At 77.6% G+C, this 24,322-nt stretch carries 26 protein-coding genes; 21 read left to right on the top strand and 5 right to left on the bottom strand.

Going from position 1 to position 24,322, the window contains the following annotated elements:
• Positions 1 to 79 precede the first annotated feature (79 nt).
• The 14 genes from ACU616_RS05515 to ACU616_RS05450 all read left to right on the top strand — a co-directional run bounded on the left by ACU616_RS05515 (position 80) and on the right by ACU616_RS05450 (position 13,253).
• Positions 80 to 334, top strand: a complete 255-nt coding sequence (locus tag ACU616_RS05515) for a glutaredoxin family protein (protein WP_446757470.1) — start codon at positions 80 to 82, stop codon at positions 332 to 334.
• 273 nt (positions 335 to 607) lie between these two features.
• On the top strand, positions 608 to 1,282 hold the full coding sequence (locus ACU616_RS05510) for a redox-sensing transcriptional repressor Rex (RefSeq protein ID WP_446761454.1): 675 nt from the start codon (positions 608 to 610) through the stop codon (positions 1,280 to 1,282).
• A complete protein-coding gene (locus ACU616_RS05505; protein ID WP_446757469.1) occupies positions 1,279 to 2,643 on the top strand; it encodes a glutamyl-tRNA reductase in 1,365 nt (454 codons plus the stop codon). Before ACU616_RS05510 ends, ACU616_RS05505 begins: the two co-directional genes overlap by 4 nt.
• A complete protein-coding gene (gene hemC, locus ACU616_RS05500; RefSeq protein ID WP_446757468.1) occupies positions 2,640 to 3,578 on the top strand; it encodes a hydroxymethylbilane synthase in 939 nt (312 codons plus the stop codon). The genes ACU616_RS05505 and hemC overlap by 4 nt, the downstream gene beginning before the upstream one ends.
• Positions 3,579 to 3,669: 91 nt before the next feature.
• Positions 3,670 to 5,199, top strand: a complete 1,530-nt coding sequence (locus ACU616_RS05495; protein ID WP_446757467.1) for a uroporphyrinogen-III synthase — start codon at positions 3,670 to 3,672, stop codon at positions 5,197 to 5,199.
• Positions 5,196 to 6,197, top strand: a complete 1,002-nt coding sequence (hemB, locus tag ACU616_RS05490; protein ID WP_446757466.1) for a porphobilinogen synthase — start codon at positions 5,196 to 5,198, stop codon at positions 6,195 to 6,197. The genes ACU616_RS05495 and hemB overlap by 4 nt, the downstream gene beginning before the upstream one ends.
• The gene (locus ACU616_RS05485; protein ID WP_446757465.1) at positions 6,197 to 6,724 is read left to right on the top strand and encodes a hypothetical protein; all 528 of its coding nucleotides are present in this window, start codon (positions 6,197 to 6,199) and stop codon (positions 6,722 to 6,724) included. The genes hemB and ACU616_RS05485 overlap by 1 nt, the downstream gene beginning before the upstream one ends.
• Positions 6,721 to 8,103, top strand: a complete 1,383-nt coding sequence (gene hemL / locus ACU616_RS05480) for a glutamate-1-semialdehyde 2,1-aminomutase (RefSeq protein WP_446757464.1) — start codon at positions 6,721 to 6,723, stop codon at positions 8,101 to 8,103. The genes ACU616_RS05485 and hemL overlap by 4 nt, the downstream gene beginning before the upstream one ends.
• Positions 8,103 to 8,735 (top strand): histidine phosphatase family protein, encoded by a 633-nt coding sequence (locus ACU616_RS05475; RefSeq protein ID WP_446757463.1) that lies wholly within the window; start codon positions 8,103 to 8,105, stop codon positions 8,733 to 8,735. Before hemL ends, ACU616_RS05475 begins: the two co-directional genes overlap by 1 nt.
• Positions 8,732 to 9,364, top strand: coding sequence for a TlpA family protein disulfide reductase (locus ACU616_RS05470; protein WP_446757462.1), 633 nt, complete (start codon positions 8,732 to 8,734; stop codon positions 9,362 to 9,364). The genes ACU616_RS05475 and ACU616_RS05470 overlap by 4 nt, the downstream gene beginning before the upstream one ends.
• Position 9,365: 1 nt before the next feature.
• The gene (locus tag ACU616_RS05465) at positions 9,366 to 10,199 is read left to right on the top strand and encodes a cytochrome c biogenesis CcdA family protein (RefSeq protein ID WP_446757461.1); all 834 of its coding nucleotides are present in this window, start codon (positions 9,366 to 9,368) and stop codon (positions 10,197 to 10,199) included.
• Complete coding sequence (gene resB / locus ACU616_RS05460; protein WP_446757460.1) at positions 10,196 to 11,842, top strand: cytochrome c biogenesis protein ResB; 1,647 nt, start codon at positions 10,196 to 10,198, stop codon at positions 11,840 to 11,842. Before ACU616_RS05465 ends, resB begins: the two co-directional genes overlap by 4 nt.
• The gene (ccsB, locus tag ACU616_RS05455; protein ID WP_446757459.1) at positions 11,832 to 12,794 is read left to right on the top strand and encodes a c-type cytochrome biogenesis protein CcsB; all 963 of its coding nucleotides are present in this window, start codon (positions 11,832 to 11,834) and stop codon (positions 12,792 to 12,794) included. Before resB ends, ccsB begins: the two co-directional genes overlap by 11 nt.
• 126 nt (positions 12,795 to 12,920) lie before the next feature.
• On the top strand, positions 12,921 to 13,253 hold the full coding sequence (locus ACU616_RS05450) for a hypothetical protein (RefSeq protein ID WP_446757458.1): 333 nt from the start codon (positions 12,921 to 12,923) through the stop codon (positions 13,251 to 13,253).
• A 210-nt stretch (positions 13,254 to 13,463) separates the two neighbouring features.
• Here ACU616_RS05450 and ACU616_RS05445 read toward each other — a convergent pair whose 3' ends face one another.
• Entirely contained in the window at positions 13,464 to 13,676 is a 213-nt protein-coding gene (locus ACU616_RS05445; RefSeq protein ID WP_446757457.1) for a hypothetical protein, read from the bottom strand.
• Positions 13,677 to 13,778: 102 nt separating this feature from the next.
• Here ACU616_RS05445 and ACU616_RS05440 point away from each other — a divergent pair, with 102 nt between their 5' ends.
• Positions 13,779 to 14,216, top strand: a complete 438-nt coding sequence (locus tag ACU616_RS05440; RefSeq protein WP_446761453.1) for an Lrp/AsnC family transcriptional regulator — start codon at positions 13,779 to 13,781, stop codon at positions 14,214 to 14,216.
• A gap of 29 nt (positions 14,217 to 14,245) precedes the next feature.
• Positions 14,246 to 14,557: a DUF4229 domain-containing protein gene (locus ACU616_RS05435; RefSeq protein WP_446757456.1), complete on the top strand. Its 312-nt coding sequence runs from the start codon at positions 14,246 to 14,248 to the stop codon at positions 14,555 to 14,557.
• Between the two features lie 7 nt (positions 14,558 to 14,564).
• Here the strand turns inward: ACU616_RS05435 and ACU616_RS05430 are convergent, their stop codons facing one another.
• Complete coding sequence (locus ACU616_RS05430) at positions 14,565 to 15,437, bottom strand: 1,4-dihydroxy-2-naphthoate polyprenyltransferase (protein WP_446757455.1); 873 nt, start codon at positions 15,435 to 15,437, stop codon at positions 14,565 to 14,567.
• The gene (locus ACU616_RS05425) at positions 15,437 to 16,660 is read right to left on the bottom strand and encodes an AMP-binding enzyme (RefSeq protein ID WP_446757454.1); all 1,224 of its coding nucleotides are present in this window, start codon (positions 16,658 to 16,660) and stop codon (positions 15,437 to 15,439) included. The genes ACU616_RS05430 and ACU616_RS05425 overlap by 1 nt, the downstream gene beginning before the upstream one ends.
• Positions 16,661 to 16,701: 41 nt before the next feature.
• Between ACU616_RS05425 and ACU616_RS05420 the strand changes: the two genes are divergently transcribed.
• Both ACU616_RS05420 and menD read left to right on the top strand, forming a co-directional pair.
• On the top strand, positions 16,702 to 17,661 hold the full coding sequence (locus ACU616_RS05420; protein WP_446757453.1) for an o-succinylbenzoate synthase: 960 nt from the start codon (positions 16,702 to 16,704) through the stop codon (positions 17,659 to 17,661).
• The gene (gene menD, locus ACU616_RS05415; RefSeq protein ID WP_446757452.1) at positions 17,658 to 19,334 is read left to right on the top strand and encodes a 2-succinyl-5-enolpyruvyl-6-hydroxy-3-cyclohexene-1-carboxylic-acid synthase; all 1,677 of its coding nucleotides are present in this window, start codon (positions 17,658 to 17,660) and stop codon (positions 19,332 to 19,334) included. Before ACU616_RS05420 ends, menD begins: the two co-directional genes overlap by 4 nt.
• 18 nt (positions 19,335 to 19,352) lie before the next feature.
• On the opposite strand, the gene ACU616_RS05410 is transcribed toward menD, so the two are convergent.
• Positions 19,353 to 19,973, bottom strand: coding sequence for a class I SAM-dependent methyltransferase (locus ACU616_RS05410; RefSeq protein ID WP_446757451.1), 621 nt, complete (start codon positions 19,971 to 19,973; stop codon positions 19,353 to 19,355).
• A complete protein-coding gene (locus ACU616_RS05405; RefSeq protein WP_446757450.1) occupies positions 19,973 to 21,244 on the bottom strand; it encodes an isochorismate synthase in 1,272 nt (423 codons plus the stop codon). The genes ACU616_RS05410 and ACU616_RS05405 overlap by 1 nt, the downstream gene beginning before the upstream one ends.
• 35 nt (positions 21,245 to 21,279) lie before the next feature.
• Between ACU616_RS05405 and ACU616_RS05400 the strand changes: the two genes are divergently transcribed.
• The 3 genes from ACU616_RS05400 (at position 21,280) to ACU616_RS05390 (ending at position 24,245) form a co-directional block, all read left to right on the top strand.
• Complete coding sequence (locus ACU616_RS05400) at positions 21,280 to 21,999, top strand: demethylmenaquinone methyltransferase (RefSeq protein WP_446757449.1); 720 nt, start codon at positions 21,280 to 21,282, stop codon at positions 21,997 to 21,999.
• 247 nt (positions 22,000 to 22,246) lie between these two features.
• The gene (locus ACU616_RS05395) at positions 22,247 to 22,918 is read left to right on the top strand and encodes a phosphoribosyltransferase (RefSeq protein WP_446757448.1); all 672 of its coding nucleotides are present in this window, start codon (positions 22,247 to 22,249) and stop codon (positions 22,916 to 22,918) included.
• A 52-nt stretch (positions 22,919 to 22,970) separates the two neighbouring features.
• A complete protein-coding gene (locus ACU616_RS05390; RefSeq protein WP_446757447.1) occupies positions 22,971 to 24,245 on the top strand; it encodes a geranylgeranyl reductase family protein in 1,275 nt (424 codons plus the stop codon).
• The last annotated feature ends 77 nt before the right edge of the window (positions 24,246 to 24,322 follow it).

Raw genomic sequence — 24,322 nt, 5'->3', positions numbered from 1 at the left:
CCACCGGCGAGGTCGGCCGAGCGGGCCGGCCGCGTGGACCGGCCCCGCCCGAGGACGCCGTCACCGACGGGAGCGCACCGTGACCACCGATCCCCCCGTGCGGCTCGAGCTGCTCACCCGCGCCGGGTGCCACCTGTGCGTGACCGCCCGGGAGACGCTCACCCGGGTCGCCGCCGAGGCCGGCGTGACCAGTCGCGAGGTCGACGTCGACACCGACCCGGAGCTCCGGGCCGAGTACGGCGACCGGGTGCCGGTGGTGCTGCTCGACGGCCGCGAGCACTCCTACTTCACCGTGGACGTGTCCCGCCTGCGCGGCGACCTCGGGATCGCCTGACCGGCCGGTCACCGGCTGGAACGGCCCCTGCAGGGTCCCGCGCAGAGCGCAGCGTGGCGCGGGGGCGAGGGGGTCCTTGTTATGGTGTCGGACACAGGCAGGGCCCGTCCGTGCTGGCCCGGGACCCGGTGAGGTCACCGGGACTTTGTTCCTGCGTTCACAAGCGGCTACCGTGGCAGGCACCGGGCGGCGTTCCGTCCGGATCCCCGATGCCGTCCACCCCCCTCGGCTCCCGCCGTCGCCCGGGTGCGACCACTGTGGAGTAGGCCCGTGATGCAGCCGCGGCCCCGGATCCCGGAGGCCACCGTCGCCCGCCTGGCCGTGTACCTGCGGGTGCTCACCGGGCTCGCCGACGGCGGTCGCGGCACCGTCTCCTCCGGCGAGCTCGCCTCGGCGGCCGGCGTCAACCCGGCGGGGCTGCGCAAGGACCTCTCGCACCTGGGTCCGTGCGGCACCCGCGGCGTCGGCTACGAGGTGGCCACCCTGCGCGACCGGATCGCCGGGGTGCTCGGGATGGAGACGGCGCACGCCTGCGTCCTCGTCGGTCTGGGCAACCTCGGGTCGGCGCTGGCCGGCTACGGCGGCTTCGGCAGCCGCGGCTTCGAGTTCGTCGGCCTCTTCGACGCCTCGCCGGCCCGGGTGGGACAGCAGGTCGGCGGCCGGCCGGTCCGGCCCATCGAGGAGCTCGACGAGGTCGTCGCCGCCACCCGGGCGACGATCGGGGTCATCGCGACACCGGCCGAGGTGGCCCAGCAGGTCTGCGACCGGCTGACCGCGGCCGGGGTGAGGAGCATCTTGAACTTCGCGCCCGTGGCGCTCACCGCGCCCGCGGGGGTCGACGTCCGCCAGGTCGACCTCTCCGTGGAGCTGCAGGTCCTCGCCTTCCTCGACAAGCAGCGCGGGCCCGCGCCCGCCTCCTCCGCGGTCCTCGCCGGAGGGATGGCATGAGCCTGCTCGCCGTCGGCATCAGCCACCAGACCGCGCCGGTCGCCCTGCTCGAGCAGTTCGCGATGTCGCGCGACGACCAGGTCAAGGCGCTGCACGAGCTGGTCGAGAGCGACCACGTCAGCGAGTCGCTGGTGCTGGCCACCTGCAACCGGGTCGAGGTCTTCGCCGAGGTCGACCGCTTCCACGGCGGCGTCGCCGAGGTCAGCCGCGTGCTGGCCCGCCAGGCCGGCGCCACGGTCGAGGAGCTCTCGCCCTACGTGACCGTCCACTACGAGGACCAGGCCGTCGCCCACCTGTTCACCGTCGCCGCGGGCCTGGACTCGATGGTGGTCGGCGAGACCCAGGTGCTCGGCCAGCTGCGCGCCGCCTACGCCCTCGCCCAGGAGCTGGGCACGGTCGGCCGCGAGCTGCACCCGGTCGCCCAGCACGCCCTGCGCGTGGGCAAGCGCGTGCACGCCGAGACCGGCATCGACCGCGCCGGCGCCAACCTGGTGACCGTCTCGCTCGACCACGCCGAGGCCCGCGTCGGCCCGCTGGCCGGCCGGCCGGCGCTGGTCGTCGGTGCCGGGTCGATGGGCGCGCTGGCCGCCACCACGCTGTCCCGCCGCGGCGCGCTGGTCACGGTCGCCAGCCGGTCGCCGGAGTCGGCCGCGCGGCTGGCCGCCGCGGTGGACGGCGACACCGCCGAGCTGGCCGACCTGCCGCGGGCGATCGCCTCCGCCGACGTGCTGGTCACCTGCACCGGCGCCACCGGCCTGGTCGTGAGCACCGACGCCGTCGCCACCGCGATGGCCGGGCGCACCGGCCGGCCGCTGGCCGTCGTCGACCTGGCGCTGCCCCGCGACGTCGACCCCGGCGTCGCCGCGCTGCCCGGCGTGCACGTCGTCGACCTGGCCCTGCTGCAGGGGGAGCGCTCGGCCGCCGGCGGTGACCCGGTCACCGGGCCCGTGGGTGCCGACGACGTCTCCGCCGCGCACGTGCTCATCGAGGCCGAGACCGCGCTGCTGCGTGCCGAGCGGCAGGCCGCCGCCGTCGCGCCCACCGTGTCGGCGCTGCGCAGCCAGGCCGCCGAGGTCGTCGACGCCGAGCTGCTGCGGCTGTCCACCCGCCTGCCCGACCTCGACGCCCGCGCCCGCAACGAGATCGCCCGCACCGTGCGCCGCGTCGTCGACAAGCTGCTGCACGAGCCGACCGTGCGGGTCAAGGAGCTGGCCAGCACCCCGGGCGGTGTCGACTACGCCGACGCGCTGCGCGCCCTGTTCGGGCTGGGCATCGACGCCGAGGTCCCCACCGACGGCACGCGGCTGGCCGAGGCGGTCACCGTCGACCCCGACGAGCTGCGCCCCGGCGGCGCGGCATGACCCTCACCGCCACGGGCACGCTGCGGCTGGGCACCCGCGCCAGCCAGCTGGCCCGCACCCAGTCGCAGACGGTCGCCGACGCCATCACCGCGGCCAGCGGCGTGCCGGTCGAGCTGGTGCACATCAGCACCGAGGGAGACCGCTCGGCCGCGGCCATCGCCCAGCTCGGCGGCACCGGCGTCTTCGTCACCGCGATCCGCCGCGCGCTGCTCGAGGGCACCGTCGACGTCGCCGTGCACAGCTACAAGGACCTCCCGACCGCGCCCGAGCCGGGCCTGGCGCTGGCCGCCGTCCCCCCGCGGGAGGACCCGCGCGACGCCCTCGTCGCCCGCGACGGACTGACCCTGGGCGAGCTCCCCGTCGGCGCCCGCGTCGGCACCGGCGCCCCGCGCCGGGTCGCCCAGCTGCGCGCCCTCGGCCTGGGCCTGGAGGTCGTGCCGATCCGCGGCAACGTCGACACCCGCATGGCGCGCGTCGTCCCGGGCGACCTCGACGCCGTCGTCCTCGCCCGCGCGGGCCTGGGCCGCCTCGGCCGGCTCGACGCGGTCACCGAGACCCTCGACCCGCTGCAGGTGCTGCCCGCCCCGGCGCAGGGCGCGCTGGCCGTCGAGTGCCGGGCCGACGACGCGCGCACGCGCGAGCTGCTCGCTCCGCTCGACGACGCCGGCACCCGCGCCTGCGTGGTGGCCGAGCGGGCCACGCTGACCGCCCTCGAGGCCGGCTGCAGCGCTCCCGTCGCGGCGTACGCCGAGCTCGCCGAGGGCGACGACGGCCTGGAGCTGTGGCTGCGCGCCTCGGTCACGGCGATCGACGGCAGCGACGGCGTCCGCGACTCCGTCACCGGCCCCGTCGCCGACGCCGAGCGGCTGGGCCGTGCCCTGGCCGCCGAGCTGCTCGACCGCGGCGCCGCCGAGCTCATGGCGGCGTCCCGGTGACCCCCTCCGCCGGGCAGCCCGCCCCGGCGCCCACGACCCCCGCACACGCCCTCCCGGGGGCCACGACACCCACAAGGACCAGGAGCTCGCGATGACGCGCTTCCGCAAGACCCCAGGCCGCGTCGTCTTCGTCGGCGCCGGCCCCGGCGACCCCGGCATGCTGACCGCCCGGGCCACGGCTGCCCTGGCCGAGGCCACGGTGGTGCAGGTCGACCCCGACGTCCCCGCCGCCGTGCAGGACGCCGTCCGCGACGGCCGCCCCGGCCTCGAGCTCACCGCGGTCAGCGGCGAGCCGGCCGACGTCGCCAAGGCCGCCGTCGCCGCGGCCAAGGGCGGCGAGGTCGTCGTCCGGCTGGTCGCCGGCGACCCGTTCACCTCCGACGCCGCGGTCAAGGAGGTGCTCGCCGTCGGCCGCACCTCGGTGTCCTTCGACGTCGTCCCCGGCGTCGCGCCGGCGACCGCCGTCCCGGCCTTCGCCGGCGTCGCCCTGGGCGGCACCTCGCTGACCGCCGACCTGCGTGCCGGCGACGTCGACCTGCCGGCGCTGGCCGGTGCGGCCGGCGCGCTCGGCGCCCCGATCGTGCTGCAGGGCGCGGTCGAGGAGCTGCCCGACGCCGCCGCGCGGCTGGTCGAGGGCGGCCTGTCCGGCAGCACCCCGGTGGTCGTCACCAGCGGCGGCTCGGGCACCGGCCAGCGCAGCGTCGTGGCCAAGCTGTCGGCCGTCGCCGAGAAGACCGCCGGGCTCGACCCGTTCACCGGCCCGGTCGTGGCCACCGTGGGCTCGGCCGTCGACAAGCGCGGCAAGCTCTCCTGGTGGGAGAGCCGGCCGCTGTTCGGCTGGCGCGTCCTCGTGCCGCGCACCAAGGACCAGGCCGGCGAGATGAGCGACCGGCTGCGGGCCTACGGCGCGGTGCCGGTCGAGGTGCCGACGATCGCCGTGGAGCCGCCGCGCAGCGCCGCCCAGATGGACCGCGCCGTCAAGGGCCTGGTCACCGGCCGCTACGGCTGGATCGTCTTCACCTCGGCCAACGCGGTGAAGGCCGTCCGCGAGAAGTTCGCCGAGCTGGGCCTCGACGCCCGCGCGTTCGCTGGCGTCAAGGTCGCCTGCGTGGGCGAGCAGACCGCCGAGTCGGTGCGCGCCTTCGGCATCGTGCCGGAGCTGGTGCCCACCGGGCAGCAGTCCAGCGAGGGCCTGCTGGCCGACTTCCCCGACTACGACGACGTCCTCGACCCGATCAACCGGGTGCTGCTGCCGCGCGCCGACATCGCCACCGAGACCCTCGCCGCGGGCCTGCAGGAGCGCGGCTGGGAGATCGACGACGTGACCGCCTACCGCACCGTGCGGGCCGCCCCGCCGCCGGCGCCGGTGCGCGAGGCCATCAAGGGCGGCGGCTTCGACGCGGTGTGCTTCACCTCGTCGAGCACCGTGCGCAACCTGGTCGGCATCGCCGGCAAGCCGCACGCCAAGACCGTCGTCGCGGTGATCGGCCCCGCCACCGCCGCCACCGCGCAGGAGTTCGGCCTGCGCGTGGACGTGCAGCCCGAGACCGCCGCGGTCGGCCCGCTGGTCGACGCGCTGGCCGAGTTCGCCGAGGCCCGGCGGGCGGAGGCCGGGGAGTGACCGCCGCGCAGGGCGGGGCGAACCCGGGCTTCGCCCGCGGGCGCCGGCTGCGGTCGACCCCCGCGCTGCGCCGGCTCACCGCGCAGACCCGGGTGGCCCCGGCCGACCTCGTGCTGCCGGTCTTCGTCAAGGAGGGCATCGACGAGCCGGTCGCCATCGGCTCGATGCCTGGCGTCGTCCAGCACACGGTCGACTCGCTGCGGAAGGCCGCGCACGAGGCCGCCGAGGCCGGCATCGGCGGGCTCATCCTCTTCGGCATCCCGGCGGAGAAGGACGAGGTCGGCTCGCAGGCCGACGCCGCCGACGGCGTCGTCAACGTGGCGCTGCGCGAGCTGCGGGCCGACCTCGGCGACGAGCTGGTGCTGATGGCCGACCTGTGCCTGTGCGAGTACACCTCGCACGGGCACTGCGGCCTGATCACCCCGGCCGGCGTCGTCGACAACGACCCGACGCTGGACCGCTACGCCGCCGTGGCGATCGCGCAGGCGCGGGCCGGTGCCCACGTCATCGCCCCCAGCGGGATGATGGACGGGCAGGTGGCGGCCATCCGCCGCGCGCTGGACTCCAGCGCCTTCACCGAGACGCCGATCCTCGCCTACGCCGCCAAGTACGCCTCGGGCTTCTACGGGCCCTTCCGCGAGGCGGCCGAGGGCGCGCCGCAGTTCGGCGACCGCTCGACCTACCAGATGGACCCGCCCAACGCCGACGAGGCGCTGCGCGAGGTGGCCCAGGACCTCGCCGAGGGCGCCGACGCGGTCATGGTCAAGCCCGCGCTGCCCTACCTCGACATCGTCGCCCGGGTCGCCGACGCCGTCGACGTCCCGGTCAGCGCCTACCAGGTCAGCGGCGAGTACGCGATGGTCGAGGCGGCCGCCCGCAACGGCTGGATCGACCGCGAGCGGGCCATCCTGGAGACGCTGACCGCCATCCGGCGGGCCGGTGCCGGCCAGGTCCTGACCTACTGGGCGGTCGAGGCCGCGCGCCTGCTGCGCCGCTGATGTCCTTCGTCGAGCCCGGGGGCTCCTGGCGGCCGTCCTGGCTGACCGCCGGGGCCCTCGGGCTCCTCGCCGTCCTCGACCTGCTGCTGCCCGGGATCGACGTGCCGCCGCTGCTGTGGCTGGTCGCGGTGGCGGTGCTCGGGATCGTCGCCTCCGTCTGCTCGGCGGCGCGCCGCGTCTGGACCGTGCGGGTCGACCCGCGGGGCCCCGACGGGGCGCTCACGGTGGGCCGCGAGCGGGTGCCGCTGGCCGACGTCGACGCCGCGCACCTGCGTGCCGTCCGCGACGGGACGGCGGGCGTGGACGCCGGTGCCCCCGTGCTCGGCGGCGGCTGGTCGGTGCCGCGCGGCCGCACCGGGCTGCCGCTGCGGCTGGCCGACGGGCGCACCGTGCTCGTACCCACCCGCGACCCCGCCGCGCTGGCCGCGGCCCTGCTCGGGTCGGTGCCGGGGAGCCCGACGTCACAGGCCGCCGACCCCGACACCCCCGGCAGCCGCTCCGGGGCGAGGGGGACACTGGGGCCGTGACCTCGCTGGACACCGCTCGGTACGACTACTCGGCGCCCGTCTCGGCCGACCTGTTCGCCCGTGGGCAGCAGGTCATCCCCGGCGGCGTGAACTCCCCGGTCCGCGCCTTCCGGGCCGTGGGCGGTACCCCGCGCTTCATGGCGCAGGCCCAGGGTCCCTACCTCACCGACGCCGACGGGCGCCGCTACGTGGACCTCGTCGCGTCGTGGGGGCCGATGATCCTCGGCCACGCCCACCCGGCCGTCGTCGAGGCGGTGACCGCGGCCGCCCGCCGCGGGCTGTCCTTCGGCGCGCCCACCGAGGGCGAGCTGGAGCTGGCCGAGGAGATCATCGCCCGGATGCGCCCGGTGGAGCGGGTCCGGCTGGTCAACTCCGGCACCGAGGCGGTGCTCTCCGCGGTGCGGCTGGCCCGCGGCGCCACCGGCCGGCCCCTGGTGGTCAAGTTCGCCGGCTGCTACCACGGCCACGTCGACGCGCTGCTGGCCTCGGCCGGCTCCGGCGTCGCCACGCTGGGCCTGCCCGACACCCCGGGCGTCACCACCGGCGCGGCCGCCGACACCATCGTGCTGCCCTACAACGACGTCGCCGCGGTCGAGCAGGTCTTCGCCGAGCGCGGTGCCGACATCGCCGTCGTGGTCAGCGAGGCCGCGCCGGGCAACATGGGCGTCGTCCCGCCGCTGGACGGCTTCAACGGCCACCTGCGGCGGATCACCGCCGCGCACGGCGCGCTGCTGCTGCTCGACGAGGTCATGACCGGCTTCCGGGTGTCGCGCTCGGGCTGGTACGGCCTCGACCCCGTCGACGCCGACCTGTTCACCTTCGGCAAGGTCATGGGTGGCGGGCTGCCGGCCGCGGCCTTCGGCGGCCGCGCCGACCTCATGGACCACCTCGCCCCGACCGGGCCGGTGTACCAGGCCGGCACGCTGTCGGGGAACCCGGTCGCCGTCGCCGCCGGCCTGACCACGCTGCGGCACTGCACCGAGGAGGTCTACGCCCGCTGCGACGAGGTGGCCGTCGTCCTGCGCGGCGCGACCAGCGCGGCGCTGTTCGCCGCCGGCGTCCCCCACCGGGTGCAGCAGGCCGGCTCCATGTTCTCGGTGTTCTTCCTGCCCGACGAGCGCCAGGTGCGCGACTACGAGGACGCCCGCACCCAGGACACCGCCGCGCACCGCGCCTTCTTCCACGAGATGCTCGCCCGCGGGGTGTACCTGCCGCCCTCGGCCTTCGAGTCCTGGTTCGTCAGCGCCGCGCTCGACGACGAGGCCGTGGAGCGGGTGCTCGCCGCGCTGCCGGCCGCCGCCCGAGCGGCCGCGGCCGCCGACCCGGCCGACGCGCCGCCCGCCGAGGTCGCCAAGGACGCCCAGGAGCTGCAGCCCTGATGGAGACGACCGTCGTCCACCTGCTCCGGCACGGGGAGGTGGACAACCCCCGGGGCGTCCTCTACGGGCGGCTGCCCGGCTACCGGCTGTCCGCGGCCGGCGAGGCCATGGCCCGGACGGCGGCGGAGTGGTTCACCGGCCGCGGCGTCACGCACCTGGTGTCCAGCCCGCTGGAGCGCGCCCAGCAGACCGCGGCACCCCTCGCCGAGCGGCTGGACCTGCCGGTGGCGGTCGACGATCGGCTCATCGAGGCCGGCAACGCCTTCGAGGGGCTGCGGGTCGGTGTCGGCGACGGCGCGCTGCGCTCGCCACAGCACTGGTGGAAGCTGCGCAACCCGCTGCGGCCGTCGTGGGGCGAGCCCTACGTCGAGATCGCCGCCCGGATGCTGGCCGCCGTCGAGGCCGCCCGCGACGCCGCGCGCGGCAGCGCCGCCGTCTGCGTCAGCCACCAGCTGCCCATCTGGACGCTGCGGCTGCACCTGGAGGGCCGCCGCTACGCCCACGACCCGCGCCGCCGGCAGTGCGGGCTGGCCAGCGTCACCTCGGTGACCTACGACGGCGACCGGGTCACCGGCGTCAGCTACGCCGAGCCCGTCGGGGCCACCGACCCCGACGCGGTACCGGGCGCATGACCACCCCGCGGAGACGCTCCGCCGGCGCTCCACGTCTCCGCGGGGGCCCCGGGAGGCGTGCCCTGCTCGCCGCGACCGCGGCGCTCGCCGTCCTCACCGGCTGCTCCACCGGGGAGGGCCAGGTCGACGTCACCAACGGCGGGGAGTTCCGCTTCGTCGCGGGCACGCCCGCCGGGGAGGTCATCCCGGCGGCCGAGCGGGCCGCGGCGCCGGACTTCGGCGGCACCCTGCTCGGCGGCGGGGACTGGACCTCCGACGCGCTGGCGGGGGAGGTCGCCGTCCTCAACTTCTGGGGCTCCTGGTGCCCGCCCTGCCGGGTGGAGACGCCGCAGTTCCAGGAGGTCTACGCCGACGTCCGCGACCGGGGCGTGTCCTTCCTCGGGCTCGACGTCAAGGAGGCCGACGAGCAGTTCGCCCAGGCGTTCGTCGACAGCCAGGGCATCGAGTTCCCCTCGCTCTACGACCCCGCCGGCGAGGTGGCCCTGGCGTTCCGGGACTACCCGGCCACCGCCATCCCGTCCACCATCGTGCTGGACCGTGACGGCCGGGTGGCCGCCGTCTACACCGGCGAGGTCGCCCAGGACGACCTGCGCGCGGTGATCGACCGGCTGCTCGGCGAGGAGGCCTGAGGTGGGGCAGGAGTTCGCCGCGCTCGTCACCGACGGCCCGCTGCTCGTCGCCGCCGCCGTCGCCGCCCTCGTCGGGCTGGTCAGCTTCGCCTCGCCCTGCGTGCTGCCGCTGGTGCCCGGCTACCTCTCCTACGTCACCGGCCTCGTCGGCAGCGGGGCGGCCGGCGGCGCGCGGACCCGGGCCCCCGCACCCGCCGGGGACGGCGCCGGCGCGACCGCCACCGCCGTCCGCACCGACGAGCGCTCCCCCCGCGGGCGCATGGTCCTCGGCGCGGTCCTCTTCGTCCTCGGCTTCACCGCGGTGTTCGTGACCGTCGGCACCGCCCTGGGCGGGCTGGGCCGCCTGCTCGTCCGGTACGACGACGTCATCACCCGCGGGATGGGCGTCGTCGTCATCGTCGTGGGCCTGGCCTTCCTCGGCCGGCTGCCGTTCCTGCAGCGCACCCGGCGGCTCTCGGTCCGGCCGGTGGCCGGGCTGGCCGGGGCGCCGCTGCTCGGCGTGGTCTTCGGGCTGGGCTGGACGCCGTGCCTGGGCCCGACGCTGTCGGCGGTGTACTCGCTGGCCTACACCGAGGCCACCGCGGGCCGCGGGGCGCTGCTGTCGGTCGCCTACTGCCTGGGGCTGGGCGTCCCGTTCGTGCTCGTCGCCCTGGGCGCCCGCTGGGCGGTCGGGGCGACGACGTTCCTGCGCCGGCACGCCCGGGCCGTGACCCGCTTCGGCGGCGCCGTCCTCGTGCTGGTCGGGCTGCTGCTGGTCACCGGCGCCTGGAGCGAGATGATGGCGTGGCTGCGCGCGTGGCTCGCCGCCACCGGCCTGGGGGAGTCGCTGCTGTGACGGTCACCGCTCCGCCCCGGCCGGCGGCCGCCCCTCCGCCGCCCGCGCGCCCCTCTGCCGTCCGCCGGCTGGCCGGGTTCCTGCTGCGCCAGTGGCGCCGGCTCACCGCGATGCGCACGGCGATTGTGCTGCTGTTCCTGCTCGCGCTCGCCGCCATCCCGGGCTCGCTGCTGCCGCAGCGCTCGCTGTCGCAGAGCAAGGTCAGCCAGTACGCCACCGACCACCCCACGCTCGCGCCGCTGCTCGACCGGCTCTACCTCTTCGACGTCTTCAGCTCACCGTGGTTCGCCGCGGTCTACCTGCTGCTGTTCGTCTCGCTGATCGGTTGCGTGCTGCCCCGCGCGCTCGAGCACGCCCGCGCCCTGCGCACCCCGCCGCCGCCCGCCCCGCGCCGGCTCTCGCGGCTGCCCGACGCCGCGGAGCTGTCCACGCCGCTGCCCGCGGCGGCCGCCCTGGACGTCGTCGAGGAGGAGCTGCGGGTACGCCGCTACCGCGTCGTCCGCCGCGAGCGCGGGGGCGTGCCGGAGCTCTCGGCGGAGAAGGGGCTGCTCAAGGAGGCCGGCAACCTGGTCTTCCACCTGGCCCTGGTCGCCCTGCTGCTGGCGCTGGCCGGCGGCAAGCTGTGGGGCTACGAGGGCAGCATCCTGGTCACCGAGGGCCAGCGGTTCTGCAACTCCTTCCAGCAGTACGACACCTACTCCGCCGGCGCGCTCGTCGAGGGCAGCGACCTGACGCCGATCTGCGTCGGTCTCGACGACTTCCGCGCCGAGTACGAGGAGGACCTGACCGCGGCCTCGTTCACCGCCGACGTCACCTACGGCGCGCCGGGGGAGGCCGGCCGGCCGACGACGATCGGCGTCAACGACCCGCTGCGCGTCGACGGCGACCGGGTCTACGTGACCGGCCACGGGTTCAGCCCGACGTTCACCGTGACACTGCCCGACGGGACCACCTTCGACGACGTCTCCGCCCCGTTCCTGCCCACCGAGCAGTCCACGATGGCCAGCGAGGGCGCGCTCAAGCTGCCCGACCTCGGTGCCGGCGCGGAGGACCAGCTGGCCCTGCAGGGCTTCTTCGCCCCCACCGGCCTGGTCCAGGGCGGGATCCTCACCTCGATCGACCCGCGGCCGCTGGCGCCGCAGGTGGCGATCGTGGCCTACCAGGGCTACCTCGGCCTGGACTCCGGCCTGCCGCAGTCGGTCTACTCGCTCGACGCGTCGCAGATCGAGCGCGGCCGGCTCAGCGAGGTCGGCAGGGGCAACCTGTCGGTCGGGGAGTCCCTCACGCTGCCCGACGGGACGACGGTGACCTTCACCGGCGCCAAGGAGTTCGCCTCCCTGCAGTTTTCGCACGACCCCGGCCAGGTCTGGGTGCTCGCCGCCGCGATCGCCGTCCTGGCCGGCCTGCTCGGCATGCTCCTGCTGCGCCGGGAGCGCGTCTTCGCCCGCGCCGACACGGCTGCTGGGGACGGCGGTACCGTGCTCGGCGTCGGGGTCCTGACGCGCGGCAGCGGCGACGGCACACCACGCTTCACGGCGCTCACCGACGACCTGCGGGCGGCCCTGGCCGCCCGCGCCACCACCCGCGCCCCGTCCGCCGACGGCGGCGCACCGCGACCGGAGGCCTCCCCGCGTGACCGCTGACCAGCTGGCCGCCCTGTCCGACACGCTGTTCACGATCAGCGTCGGTCTTTACTCCCTGGCCGTCGTGGCCTCCTGCGCGCAGCTGGCCTTCGGCCGGCGCCCGCTCCGAGCTCAGGAGCTGGTGGGCGCCGGCGCCCCGGCCGGGCCGGTTGCCCCCGCGCCGGCCGCGGACCCCGCGCTGGACGCCGATCCCGCGCCGGTGCGCCGCTGGGGACAGGCGGCCATGGCGCTCACCGGGCTCGGGGCGCTGACCCACGCCGGCGTCCTGGTGACCCGCGGGATGGCCACCGGCCGGCTGCCCTGGGGCAACATGTACGAGTTCGCGACGGCGGTCGTGCTCATCGCCGTCGTGGCTTTCCTGGTGCTGGCGCTGCGCTCGCCGGGCCTGCGCCACGCCGCCGTGTTCGTGCTCGCGCCCGTCGTGGTCAGCCTCGTGGCGATCGGGCTGTTCCTCTACGCCGAGGCCGGCCCGCTGGTGGCCGCGCTGCGCTCGAGCTGGCTGGCCGTGCACGTGACCACGGCGATCCTCGGCTTCGGCGTCTTCTTCGTCAGCGGCATCGCCAGCGTCCTGTACCTGGTCCGGTCGCGGTACGAGGCCCGCGGCGGCGACGCCTCGGGGCTGGCCGCCCGCCTCCCCACCGCGGCCGCCCTCGACCGGGTCGCCCACCGCACCGCCGTCTTCGGGTTCCCCGTCTGGACCTTCGCCGTCATCGCCGGCGCCATCTGGGCCGAGAGCGCCTGGGGCCGGTTCTGGGGCTGGGACCCCAAGGAGACCTGGGCCTTCATCGCCTGGGTCGTCTACGCCGCCTACCTGCACGCCCGCACGACGGCGGGCTGGCGCGGCCGGCCCGCGGCGTGGGTGAACGTGGTGGGCCTGGCGGTCATGGTCTTCAACCTGCTCTACGTGAACATGGTGTCGACCGGGCTGCACAGCTACGGCGGGCTGAGCTGACCGCACCTCATCCGCCCCACCCGGTCACACCCGTCGCCCCTGCGCGGGGGCGTGGGCGCGTGAGGTCGGTTGCGTGCTTCCATTTCCCCATGACCGCACGCACGGGGGAGCGCCGGGGAGGACGCCGTGGGTAGGCACGCGGCGCCCGACGACGCCGGCACCGACCCCCTCGTCGCCGCCGCGCTCGCGCAGCAGCCGGCCGGCGCACCCGCCACCCGGCACGCCCCCCGCGCCGGGGGCACGGAGAGCGGCCTCGGCTGGCCGGGGGACACCACGACCGGCGGCGGGCTGGGCTGGCCCGGGTCGACCGACACCGCCTCCGGCGACACCGCACCGGGCGGGCACGACGAGACCGCCCGCATGGACGCCGTCCCGCCCGTGCCCGCACCCGGGGACGAGCCCGAGCCGCCGGGTCCGCGTGGCGGCTGGCGTCGGCTCTTCGGCGGCCGCGCGGCCTGATCGAAGGACCCCTCTGCCCCCCACGCCTCGCAAGCTCGGCGCGGGCCCCTGCAGAGGGGCCGTTCCGGCACCTCACCGGGCTCGGCGCGGGCCCCTGCAGGGAGGCCGTTCCGGCACCTCACCGGGCTCGGCGCGGGCCCCTGCAGGGAGGCCGTTCCGGCACCTCACCGGGCTCGGCGCGGGCCCTGCGGGGCCCGCCCGGGTGGCGCGCTAGGCGGGGGAGCCGTCGTCGCGGCGGACGCGGCGGCCCAGCTCGCGGAGGAACTCCGGATCGTCGTCGGGAGCCATCGGGCGGGCGGCGCGCGGCGGGCGCGGACGGCGGGCCGGGTGCTGCTGACGCAGCCCCCTCCCGGCCACGGCGGTCGCTCGCACGACGAGCACGACCACGGCCACCGCGACCGCCAGAAGCACCACGAACGCCACCGGCGCACCTCCTCGACTCGGCCTCACCGCCAATGTACGTCCGCTGGGATACTCGGGGGTGGAGCGCGACCCGCCCCGCCAGGCACCGACACGGAGGGCCCCATCGACGCCGTCGACCGGCAGCTGATCGACCTGCTGCGCGCCAACGGCCGGGCCAGCTACGCCGAGCTGGCGCGCCAGGTGGGCCTGTCCGCACCGGCGGTGCACGAACGGGTGGGCAAGCTGGAGGCCGCGGGAGTCGTCACCGGCTACCGCGCCGTCGTCGACCCCGCAGCCCTCGGCCTCGACGTGACCGCACTGGTCGGCGTCATCGAGAGCGACTCGGTCGACGACACCGGCGTCGAGGCCGCGCTGCGGGAGATGCCCGCGGTCGAGGACTGCTGGCGCGTGGCCGGCAGCGAGGGCTACGTGCTCAAGGTCAGGGTGACCGACATCCCGGCACTGGAAGCGGCCATCAGCGCGTTGAACAGGATCAAGGGCGTCGCCCGCACCCGCACCACCGTCGTCCTCTCCACCAAGTGGGAGGGGCGGACGGCGTGACGCCCGACCGCAGTCAGGAGGACCCCACGATGGCCGAGAGCCCCACCCCCAGCGCCCCGTCCGGAGGCCCGGCGACGCCGCCGCGGATCGCCCCGTGGCTGCTGCTGTACACGCTCGGCCGGCTGGTCGTCGCCGTCGTGCTCATCTCGCTGATCTGGCTGGTCGGCCTGCCCGGCTTCCCGGCGCTGCTGTTCGGCCTGCTGCTGTCGATGCCGGTGGCCTACGTGCTGCTGCGCCCGGTGCGCGACCGGCTCACCGAGGCGCTGGCCGCGCGCAACGTCGCCCGGCGCACCCGCAAGGAGCAGCTGCGCGCACGGCTCAGCGGGGACGCCTCCGCCTGATCGGCGGTCAGCCCGACAGCGCCAGCCCGGCGGCCAGCAGCACGCCGGTGGCCAGGGTGAGCAGGCCGGTGGACTGCAGGGCCGCGATCAGCGCCGGCCCGCGCCCGCCGGAGAGCACCACCCGCGACGGCGGCAGCGCCAGCGGTGCGGCCAGCAGGCCCAGCAGCGCCCACGGCCGCACGACGCCGATCGCGACGACCACGGCGAACGCGACCGCCAGCAGGCCGACGTAGAGCAGCCGGGTGGCGTGGTCGCCGAGCAGGACCGCCAGCGTCCGCTTCCCTACCAGGGCGTCCCCGTCGACGTCGCGCAGGTTGTTGACCACCAGCAGCGCCACCGACAGCAGCCCGACCGGCACCGCCGCGGCCAGCGCCAGGCCCTCGACCCGGCCGGTCTGCGCGAACGTCGTCCCGGTGACGGCGACCAGGCCGAAGAAGACGAAGACGAAGACCTCGCCCAGCGCCCGGTAGCCGTAGGGCAGCGGGCCGCCGGTGTAGGTCCAGGCGGCGACCAGGCACACCGCGCCGACGGCGACCAGCCACCAGCTCGACAGCGCGGCCAGCGCCAGCCCCGCCACCCCCGCGACGGCGAAGGCCAGCAGCGCCGCGACCAGCACCGCGCGGGCCGAGGCCGCGCCCGAGCCGACCAGCCGCATCGGCCCGACCCGGTCGGCGTCGGTGCCGCGCCGCCCGTCGGAGTAGTCGTTGGCGTAGTTGACCGCCACCTGCAGCGCCAGCGCCACGAGCAGGGCCAGCAGCGCCGCGACGAGCCGGAACCCGTCGAGCGCGGCGGCCGCGCCGGTGCCCACGAGCACGGGGGCGAGCGCGGCGGGCAGCGTGCGGGGCCGGGCACCGGCCACCCACTGCGCCGGGGTGGCCATCACGAAGGACCCCCCTGCCCCCCGCCACTCGCAGGCTCGCGGCGGGACCCGGCAGGCGGGCCGTTCCCGTCCCTCACTGCGGCGGCGACGCCGCGCCGGTCGGGCTTGCCGGTGTGCAGCGTGGGCACCGCGTCGACCAGGTGCAGCTCCCGGGGGGCCGACGGCGCGCCGAGCCGCTCGACCACCCACGGCCGCAGGGCACCCAGGTCGGGCACCGCGCCGGGTGCGGGCACGACGGCGGCCACCACCCGCTGCCCCCACTCCTCGTCGGGCCGGCCGAACACCACCGCGTCGGCCACCGAGGGGTGCTCGCGCAGGACGCCCTCGACCGCCTGCGGCGCGACGTTCACCCCGCCGGTGACGACGACGTCGTCGAGCCGGCCGGTGACGGTGAGCCGGCCGTCGGGCCGGATCGTGCCGGCGTCGCGGGTCCGGAACTCCCCGCCGGCGAACGCCTCCGCGGTGCCCCGGGGGTCGCGCCGGTAACCGAGGGCGAGCACCGGCCCGGAGATCGCGACGGCTCCTCCGCCGGGTCCTGCGGCACCGCCGTCGCCGCCCACCCGCACCCGCACGCCGTCGAGGGGGACGCCGTCGTACACGCAGCCCCCGGCGGTCTCGGTCATGCCGTAGGTGGTCACCACGGCGACGCCCTCGGCGCGGGCCCGTGCCAGCAGGGCGGGGTCGGTGGCCGCGCCGCCGACGAGGACGGCGTCGAAGGCGCGCAGCGCGTCCGGTTCGCGGTCGAGGTACCGGCGCAGCTGGGTGGGGACCAGGGCGGTGTAGCGCCGGTCGCCCTCCATGCGCGCGGCCGCGGCGGCCAGGTCCTCGCCCGGTCCGAGGACCGCGGGCACCGTGCCGGCCAGCACCGAACGGCACAGCACCTGCAGCCCCGCGATCGCCGACACCGGCAGCGCCAGCAGCCAGGTGCCCGGACCGCCGAGGCGGTCCAGCGTCGCGGTGCCCGACGCCCGCAGCGCCGGGGCCGGCAGCAGCACCCCGCGGCTGCGCCCGGTCGACCCGGACGTGACGACGACGAGGTCGGCGCCGTCCTCGAGCGGCTCGTCGGCGGCGAGCGCCGCGCGGGCCGCGCCCGCCGCCGGCCCGGCGGGCAGGACGGCGAGCGGCGCGCCGCCGTCGAGGCAGGCGCGGACGGCGGGCAGCACGGTGCCGAGGACGGCGCCGGGGGAGTCCGGCGCGGGGAGGACGGTCAGCTGCCGGGGCACGTCGAACGAGACTACGGCGAGCCCGACATACGCTGGTCGGCGTGATCACCCCCGCCGGCCTCCCCGAGGGGATCGAGCAGGTGGCGGTGTGGTCGGTGCCGATGCGGACCCGCTTCCGCGGCATCGACGTCCGCGACGGCGTCCTCGTGCGCGGCCCGGCCGGCTGGGGCGAGTTCTCCCCGTTCTGGGACTACGGCACCGTCGAGAGCCGGCGCTGGTGGGTCGCCGCCGCGGAGTCGGCGCTGACCGGCTGGCCGGCCCCGGTGCGCGACCGCGTGCCGGTGAACGTGACGGTGCCGGCGGTGGACGCCGAGCGGGCGCACGCGATCGTGGCGGAGTCGGGCTGCCGGACGGCGAAGGTGAAGGTCGCCGAGCCCGGGCAGACGCCGGCCGACGACCTCGCCCGCGTGGAGGCCGTGCGCGACGCCCTGGGTCCGGCCGGTGCGGTCCGGGTCGACGCGAACGCCGCGTGGGACGTCGACGCCGCCGTCGCTCGCATCCGGGAGCTCGACCGGGTGGGCCTGGAGTACGTCGAGCAGCCCTGCGCCACCCTCGACGAGCTCGCCGCGCTGCGCCGGCGGGTCGACGTCCGGGTGGCCGCCGACGAGGTGGTGCGGCGGGCCGACGACCCGCTCGCGGTCGACCTGCGCGCGGCCTGCGACGTCGTCGTCCTCAAGGTGCAGCCGCTGGGCGGGGTGCGGGCGGCGCTGCGCGTGGCCGAGGCGCACGGGCTGCCGTGCGTCGTCTCCTCGGCGCTGGAGTCCTCGGTCGGCATCGCGGCCGGGGTCGCGCTGGCCGCGGCGCTGCCGGAGCTGCCCTTCGCCTGCGGGCTGGCCACGGTCGCGCTGCTCTCCGGCGACGTCACCGACGCACCGCTGCTGCCGGTCGACGGCGCCCTGCCGGTGCGGGCGGTGGCGCCCGACCGGCTGGCCTCCGTGGCCGCCGCGCCCGACGTCACCGGCCGGTGGACCGGGCGGCTGACCGCGGTGCTGGCCGCGTGAACCCCTCCACCGCACTGGCCCGCGTGCTGGTCGACGAGCTGCTCCGCGGCGGGGTCACCGACGCCGTCGTGGCGCCCGGCTCCCGCTCCGCGCCCGTCGCGCTCGCCCTGGCGGCCGCGGAGCGGGAGGGCCAGCTGCGGCTGCACGTGCGCATCGACGAGCGGACGGCGTCCTTCCTCGCCCTCGGTCTGGCGCGCGCGTCGGGCCGGCCGGTGCCGGTGCTCACCACCTCGGGGACGGCGACGGCGCACCTGCACGCCGCCGTCCTCGAGGCCGACGCGAGCGGCGTCCCGCTGCTGGCGCTCACCGCCGACCGGCCGCCGGAGCTGCGGTCCACCGGGGCCAACCAGACCATCGAGCAGCCCGGCCTCTACGGCGGCGCGGTGCGCTGGGCGGCCGACGTCGGCGTCCCCGAGTCCGGCCGCGAGGAGGCGCAGAACCGCTACTGGCGCTCGGTGGTGTCGCGGGCGCTGCTGGCGGCCACCGGCGGGCTGTCGGGCGACCCCGGGCCGGTGCAGCTGAACCTGGCGTTCCGCGAGCCGCTGCTGCCCGACGGGGAGCCGCAGCCCGCCGGCGCGTGGGCGGGACGGGACGGCGGCGCGCCCTGGACGGCGGGCTCCGCCCCGGCGCCCGGGGCCGACCCGCTGCCGGGCGGTCCGCGCACGCTCGTCGTCGCCGGTGACGGGCCGACCGCGGTCGGCCGGGCCTGGGCCGCCGGGGCCGCGGCGGCCGGCTGGCCGGTGGTGGCCGAGCCCAGCGGTGGCGCGTGGACCGGCGACGCCGTCCGCGGCGGGGCGCTGCTGCTCGGCGTGCCCGGCTGGCTGGACGCGCACCGGCCCGAGTGGGTCGTCGTCGTGGGCCGCCCGACCCTGTCGCGGCCGGTGTCGGCGCTGCTGGCCGACCCGCGGGTGCGCGTGGAGACGGTCGTCGCGACACCGCGCTGGCCCGACGCCGGCCGGTCGAGCGCGCTGGTCACCCGGGCCGCGCCGCCGACGGGGCCGGCGTCCGACGACGGCTGGGCCGCCGCCTGGCGCGATGCCGCCGGCCGGGTCGGGACGGCGGTCGACGCGCTGCTCGGCGCCGCGCCCGGGCTGACCGCCGCCCGGCTGGCCCGCGACGTCGTCGCCGCGCTGCCGGCCGGGGCGCTGCTGGTGCTCGGCTCGTCGACGCCGGTGCGCGACGTCGACCGGCTCGCCGTCCCCCGCGGGGACGTGACCGTGCTGGCCAACCGCGGCGTCGCCGGGATCGACGGGACGGTCTCCACCGCGGTCGGTGCGGCGCTGGTGCACGGCGGGCCGGCCGTGGCGCTGCTGGGCGACCTGACGTTCCTGCACGACCTGCAGGGCCTGCTCACCGGCGACGGGGAGGCGCGGCCGGACCTCACGGTCGTCGTGCCCGACAACGACGGCGGCGGCATCTTCGCCCAGCTCGAGCCGGGCCGGCCGGCGCACGCCCGTGACTACCGGCGGGTGTTCGGGACGCCGCACGGCCGCGACCTGGTCGCGCTCGCCGAGGCCCTCGGCTGGCCGGCGACGGCGGTGCGCGACGCCGGCGAGCTGGCGGCGGCGCTGGCGCCGGGCGGACCCCGCGTGGTCGTCGTCCGCACCGACCAGCGGGCCGAGGCCGACCTCGCCGTCAGCCTCCGCGACGCGGCGTCCCGGGCCCTCACCTGACCGTCCGGGGCCGGCAGCTCACCCGGGGCGGTGCCACACCAGGGCGTACCGCCAGAACAGCAGCCGGCGCACCCGGACGCCGGGCAGCACCGCCCGTGCCCGCCGCCGCACCTCCCGGACGGTGAGCTCCGGCTCCCGCACCGGCATCCCCGGCGTCCGCTCGGGGCGTGGCGACCGGCGCAGCAGCCGCTCCACCCCGACGGCGCGGTGCAGCACGGCGGCGACCGCCTCGACCGGCAGCTCCCGGGGCAGGTCGCGGCGCGGCAGGGCGACCATCGCCAGCACCCCGCCCGGCCGGACCGCGGCGCCGAGGCAGCGCAGTGCCTCCTCCAGCGGGAGGTGGTGCAGGGAGCTCACGCCGACGACGGCGTCGTAGCCGCCCGCCGGCAGCTCGAGGGCCAGGACGTCGGCCTCGACGACGCGGACCGTCGCGGGCACCCGCGCCCGGGCCAGCGCCACCATCTCCGGCGACCGGTCGACGGCGTCCACGCGCGCGGCCCGCTCAGCGAGCAGGACGGCCAGGTCGCCGGCCCCGCACCCGACCTCCAGCACCCGGTCGCAGCGCGGCGGCAGCGCCCGCAGCAGCACCGGCCGGTAGTGCGCGTCGTGGTCCCAGGACAGGTCCGGGACCGGTCGCATCAGCTCTCCAGCGCGGCCTGGACGGCGGCGAACTTGGACTGGGTCTCGGCCAGCTCCGCGGCCGGGTTGGAGCCGGCCACGATGCCGCAGCCGGCGAACAGCCGGGCGGCGGCCGGGTCGGCGTCGGAGAGCTGGGCGCAGCGCAGGGCCAGGCCGAACTCGCCGTCGCCGCGGCCGTCGAGCCAGCCGACCGGCCCGGCGTAGCGGCCGCGGCCCGTGCCCTCGAGCTCGGCGATGACCGAGGCGGCGACGTCGGGCGGGGTGCCGCAGACGGCGGCGGTCGGGTGCACGGCGTCGACCAGCTCCAGCAGCCCGGCGCGGCCGCCGGCGCCGGACCGGCGCTGGGTGCCGGTGACGTCGGTGGCCAGGTGCCGCACGTTGGCCAGCGTGAGCAGCGCGGGTTCCGCGGGCACCGACAGCGCGGTGCAGTAGGGCTCCAGGGCCTGCACGAGGGAGTCGACCGCGAGGGCGTGCTCGGCGCGGTCCTTGGCCGAGGACAGCAGCCCGGCGGCCAGCCGGTCGTCGTCGGCCCCGGCGCCCCGGGGTGCGGTGCCGGCCAGCACCCGCGCGGACAGCTCCCGGCCCGTGCGCCGCAGCAGCAGCTCCGGGGTGGCGCCGAGCAGGCCGTCGACGGCGAAGGTCCAGCAGTCGGGGAAGCGGGCGGCCAGGCGGTCGAGCAGCCGGCGCGGGTCGAGCGGGACGTCGGCGGTGACCAGCAGGTCACGGGCGAGGACCACCTTGGCCAGCTCGCCGGCGCCGATGCGCTGCACCGCGGCGGCGACCGCCGAGCACCAGGAGGCGGGGTCGAGCGCACCGTCGGCGTAGCGCAGCCGGGCCGGTGCCGGGGGCAGCGGCGGGCCGGCGGCGAGCAGGTCGCGCGGGTCGGCGTCGCCGGCGGAGGTCAGCCAGGCGACGCCGGCGCACCGGCCGACGACGACCTCGGGGACGACGAACACCGACGTCTCCGCGGCCGGGTCGAAGGCGATGCTGGCGAAGACGACCGGCCCGGAGCCGGGGACGCCGACCTCGTCGTCGACCACCAGGTCGGCGCTGCGGGCGGCCCACCAGGCCGCGGCCTCGGCGAGCGCGCCGGGACCGCGGACCTCGAGCCGGTCGGCCTCGCCCCAGCCCACCAGGCCCTCGCCGCGGCGCACCCACGACAGGGCGCCGGTGCGCGGCAGCAGCCCCAGCAGGTCGGGGGAGTCCTCGAGCGCGACGGTCGTGACGGCGGGCGCGGCGGCGTCCGTCGAGGTCACGGCCGCCGCGGTCACGGCTCCAATGTAGGCAGCCGGTAGCGTCGGCCGCCGTGGGACACCGGCGAGAGAGCGCACACACCGCCGGGGTGCGGGCCGGGCTGGACAAGCAGCCGGCCGACGTCGCGGCGATGTTCGACCGGGTCGCCCGCCGCTACGACGTCACCAACACCGTGCTGTCGGGCGGTCTGGACGCCGGGTGGCGGCGGGCCACCCGGGAGGCGCTCGGGGCGCGACCGGGGGCGACGGTGCTCGACGTCGCGGCCGGGACGGCGGTGTCGACCGTCGAGCTGGCCGCGGCCGGCGTGCACGCGATCGCCTGCGACTTCTCGCTGGGGATGCTGCGGGCCGGGGCGGCGCGGCCGGTGCCCAAGGTGGCCGGTGACGCGATGGCGCTGCCGCTGGCCGACGCCAGCGTCGACGGGCTGGTCATCTCCTTCGGCCTGCGCAACGTGGCCGACCCCGACGCCGCGCTGCGCGAGTTCGCGCGGGTGGTGCGGCCGGGCGGGACGCTCGTCGTCTGCGAGTTCTCCAGCCCCGTCTGGGCGCCGTTCCGCACCGTCTACACCGAGTACCTGATGCGGGCGCTGCCGCGGATCGCCCGCGCGGTGAGCAGCAACCCCGACGCCTACGTCTACCTGGCCGAGTCGATCCGCGCCTGGCCCGACCAGCCGGCGCTGGCCGCGCGCGTCCAGGCGGCCGGGTGGGCCGACGTCGAGTGGCGCGACCTCACCGGCGGCATCGTCGCGCTGCACCGCGCCCGCCGGCCGTAGGTGACCTGCTGGACGGCCCCGTCCAGGGGCCCGCACCGCGCGGAGCGTGGTGTGGAGGGCGACGGGGTCCTTGTAGCGTCGGTCCATGACGACACCGACCCCGATGCCCGAGCCGCCCGGGCCCTCCCCGTCGCCGGTCGACCCGATCTCCCCGCCGTCGCCGGCCCCGCTCCCGCAGCCCAGCCCGACCGACCCCACCGCCCCACCGCCCTCGGGACCGCAGCCCGTCTGACGCGGCGGCGGCGCGGTGGGCCACCGTCGCCCGTTCGCCGACCGGCGCGACGCCGGCCGGCAGCTCGCCGCGCGCCTCACCGACCCGGGCCGGACCGGCGCCGTCCCGCTCGGGCCCGACGCGCTGGTCCTCGGCCTGCCCCGCGGCGGAGTCGTCGTCGCCGCCGAGGTCGCCGCGGCGCTCGGCGCCGAGCTCGACGTCGTCGCCGTCCGCAAGCTCGGGCTGCCCGGCCACCCCGAGCTGGCCATGGGCGCCCTCGCCGCCGTCGGGGACACCGTGCAGAGCGTCCGCAGCGAGGCCGTCCTCGCCCGCGTGACCGTCGACGCCGCGGCCGCCGACGAGGTCTACCGCGCCGAGCTCGCCGAGCTGCGCCGCCGCCAGCGGGCCTACCGCGGCGACCGCCCACCGCCCGACGTCGCCGGCCGCACCGTCGTCCTCGTCGACGACGGCCTGGCCACCGGCTCCACCGCCCGCGCGGCGCTGGGCGCCGTCCGCGGGGCCGGCCCCGCCGCCGTCGTCGTGGCGGTCCCCGTCGGCGCCCCCGACGTCTGCTCCGGGCTCGACGCCGACCAGGTCGTCTGCCTGCTCACCCCCTCGCCGTTCGGCGCGGTCGGCCGGTACTACGACGACTTCGGCCAGACCACCGACGACGAGGTCGCGGCGGCCCTGGCGAGGTCCCCCGCCTAGGCTCGGACGGCGGTCCGGAGGGGCTGCAGCCGAGCACCGAGGGGGCCAGCGCGTGACGAGTCCGACCGCCGGGGGCACCGCCGACGTCGTGGTGGTCGGTGCCGGCCCCGCGGGGTCGGCCGCCGCCTGGACGCTGGCCACCGCCGGACTCGACGTCGTCGTGCTGGAGAAGGCCCGCTTCCCCCGCGAGAAGGTCTGCGGCGACGGCCTCACACCGCGCGCGGTGAGGGCGCTCGACGAGATGGGCGTCGACACCTCGCCCGCCGCCGGCTGGGTGCGGCACCGGGGGCTGCGCGTGTTCGGCGGCGGCCAGGTGGTCGAGGTCGACTGGCCGCGGCTGGACTCCTGGCCCTCCTACGGCCTCATCCGGGCGCGGAGGGACCTCGACCCGATGCTGGCCGAGCACGCCGTCGCCGCCGGTGCCCGGCTCGAGCAGGAGGTCACCGTCACCGACCCGCTGCTCGACGACGCCGGCCGGGTCGCCGGGGTGCACGCCCAGGCGGGTCCCGGCAGGGAGGCGGTGACCTGGCGGGCGCCGCTGGTCGTCTCCGCCGAGGGCCTGTCCGGCCGGCTGGCCAAGGCGATCGGCCTCACCCGCCGCGAGGACCGGCCGCTCGGCGTCGCCGTCCGCCGGTACGTCGCGACGCCGCGCGGTGAGGACCCCTGGCTCGACATCTCCTTCGACCTCTCGACCGAGGGTCCGACCGCCGACTCCATGCCCGGCTACGGCTGGTCCTTCGGCATGGGCGACGGCACCGCCAACGTCGGCTTCGGCCTGCTCGACACCCGGCGCGGCGGCGGCACCGACCCCCGCACCGTGCTGCGCCGGTGGCTGGCCACCCTGCCGCCGGAGTGGGAGCTCGGCGAGGAGCACGCGGTCACCCCGCTGCGCGGCGCCGGGCTGCCCATGGCGCTGGGCCGCGGCCCGGCCTACACCCGGGGCCTGCTGCTGGCCGGCGACACCGCCGGGGTCGTGAACCCGTTCAACGGCGAGGGCATCAGCTACGCGCTCGAGACCGGCCGGATGGCCGGCGAGACGGCGGCCGCGGCGCTGGCGGCGGCGGAGGGGCCGGCCCGCGAGGCCGTCCTGCGGCGCTACCCGCAGTGGCTGCGCGAGGAGTACGGCCGCCACCACCGCCTCGGCACGGCGTTCCTCGCCCTGCTCGACCGGCCGGGCCTGGTCCGCTTCGCCACCGCGCACGGGCTCAAGCGCCCGGCGATGGTGGCCGCCGCCCTGCGGCTGATGGGCAACCTCTCCGACGGCCGCGACGGCGACCGCATCGACCAGGTGATCGCGCTGCTCACCCGGCTCACCCCGTCGGTCTGACGGCGGGTGAGCCGGTCCGTGACCGGACCGTGACCGGCTGGTGGGAAGTCGACCACCCCCCGCGCTTCCGATCGGCA

Source organism: Geodermatophilus sp. URMC 62, from assembly GCF_052931475.1.
Note: the sequence above shows the minus strand (reverse complement) of the source record. Positions and strands in the feature narration are given on the sequence as shown.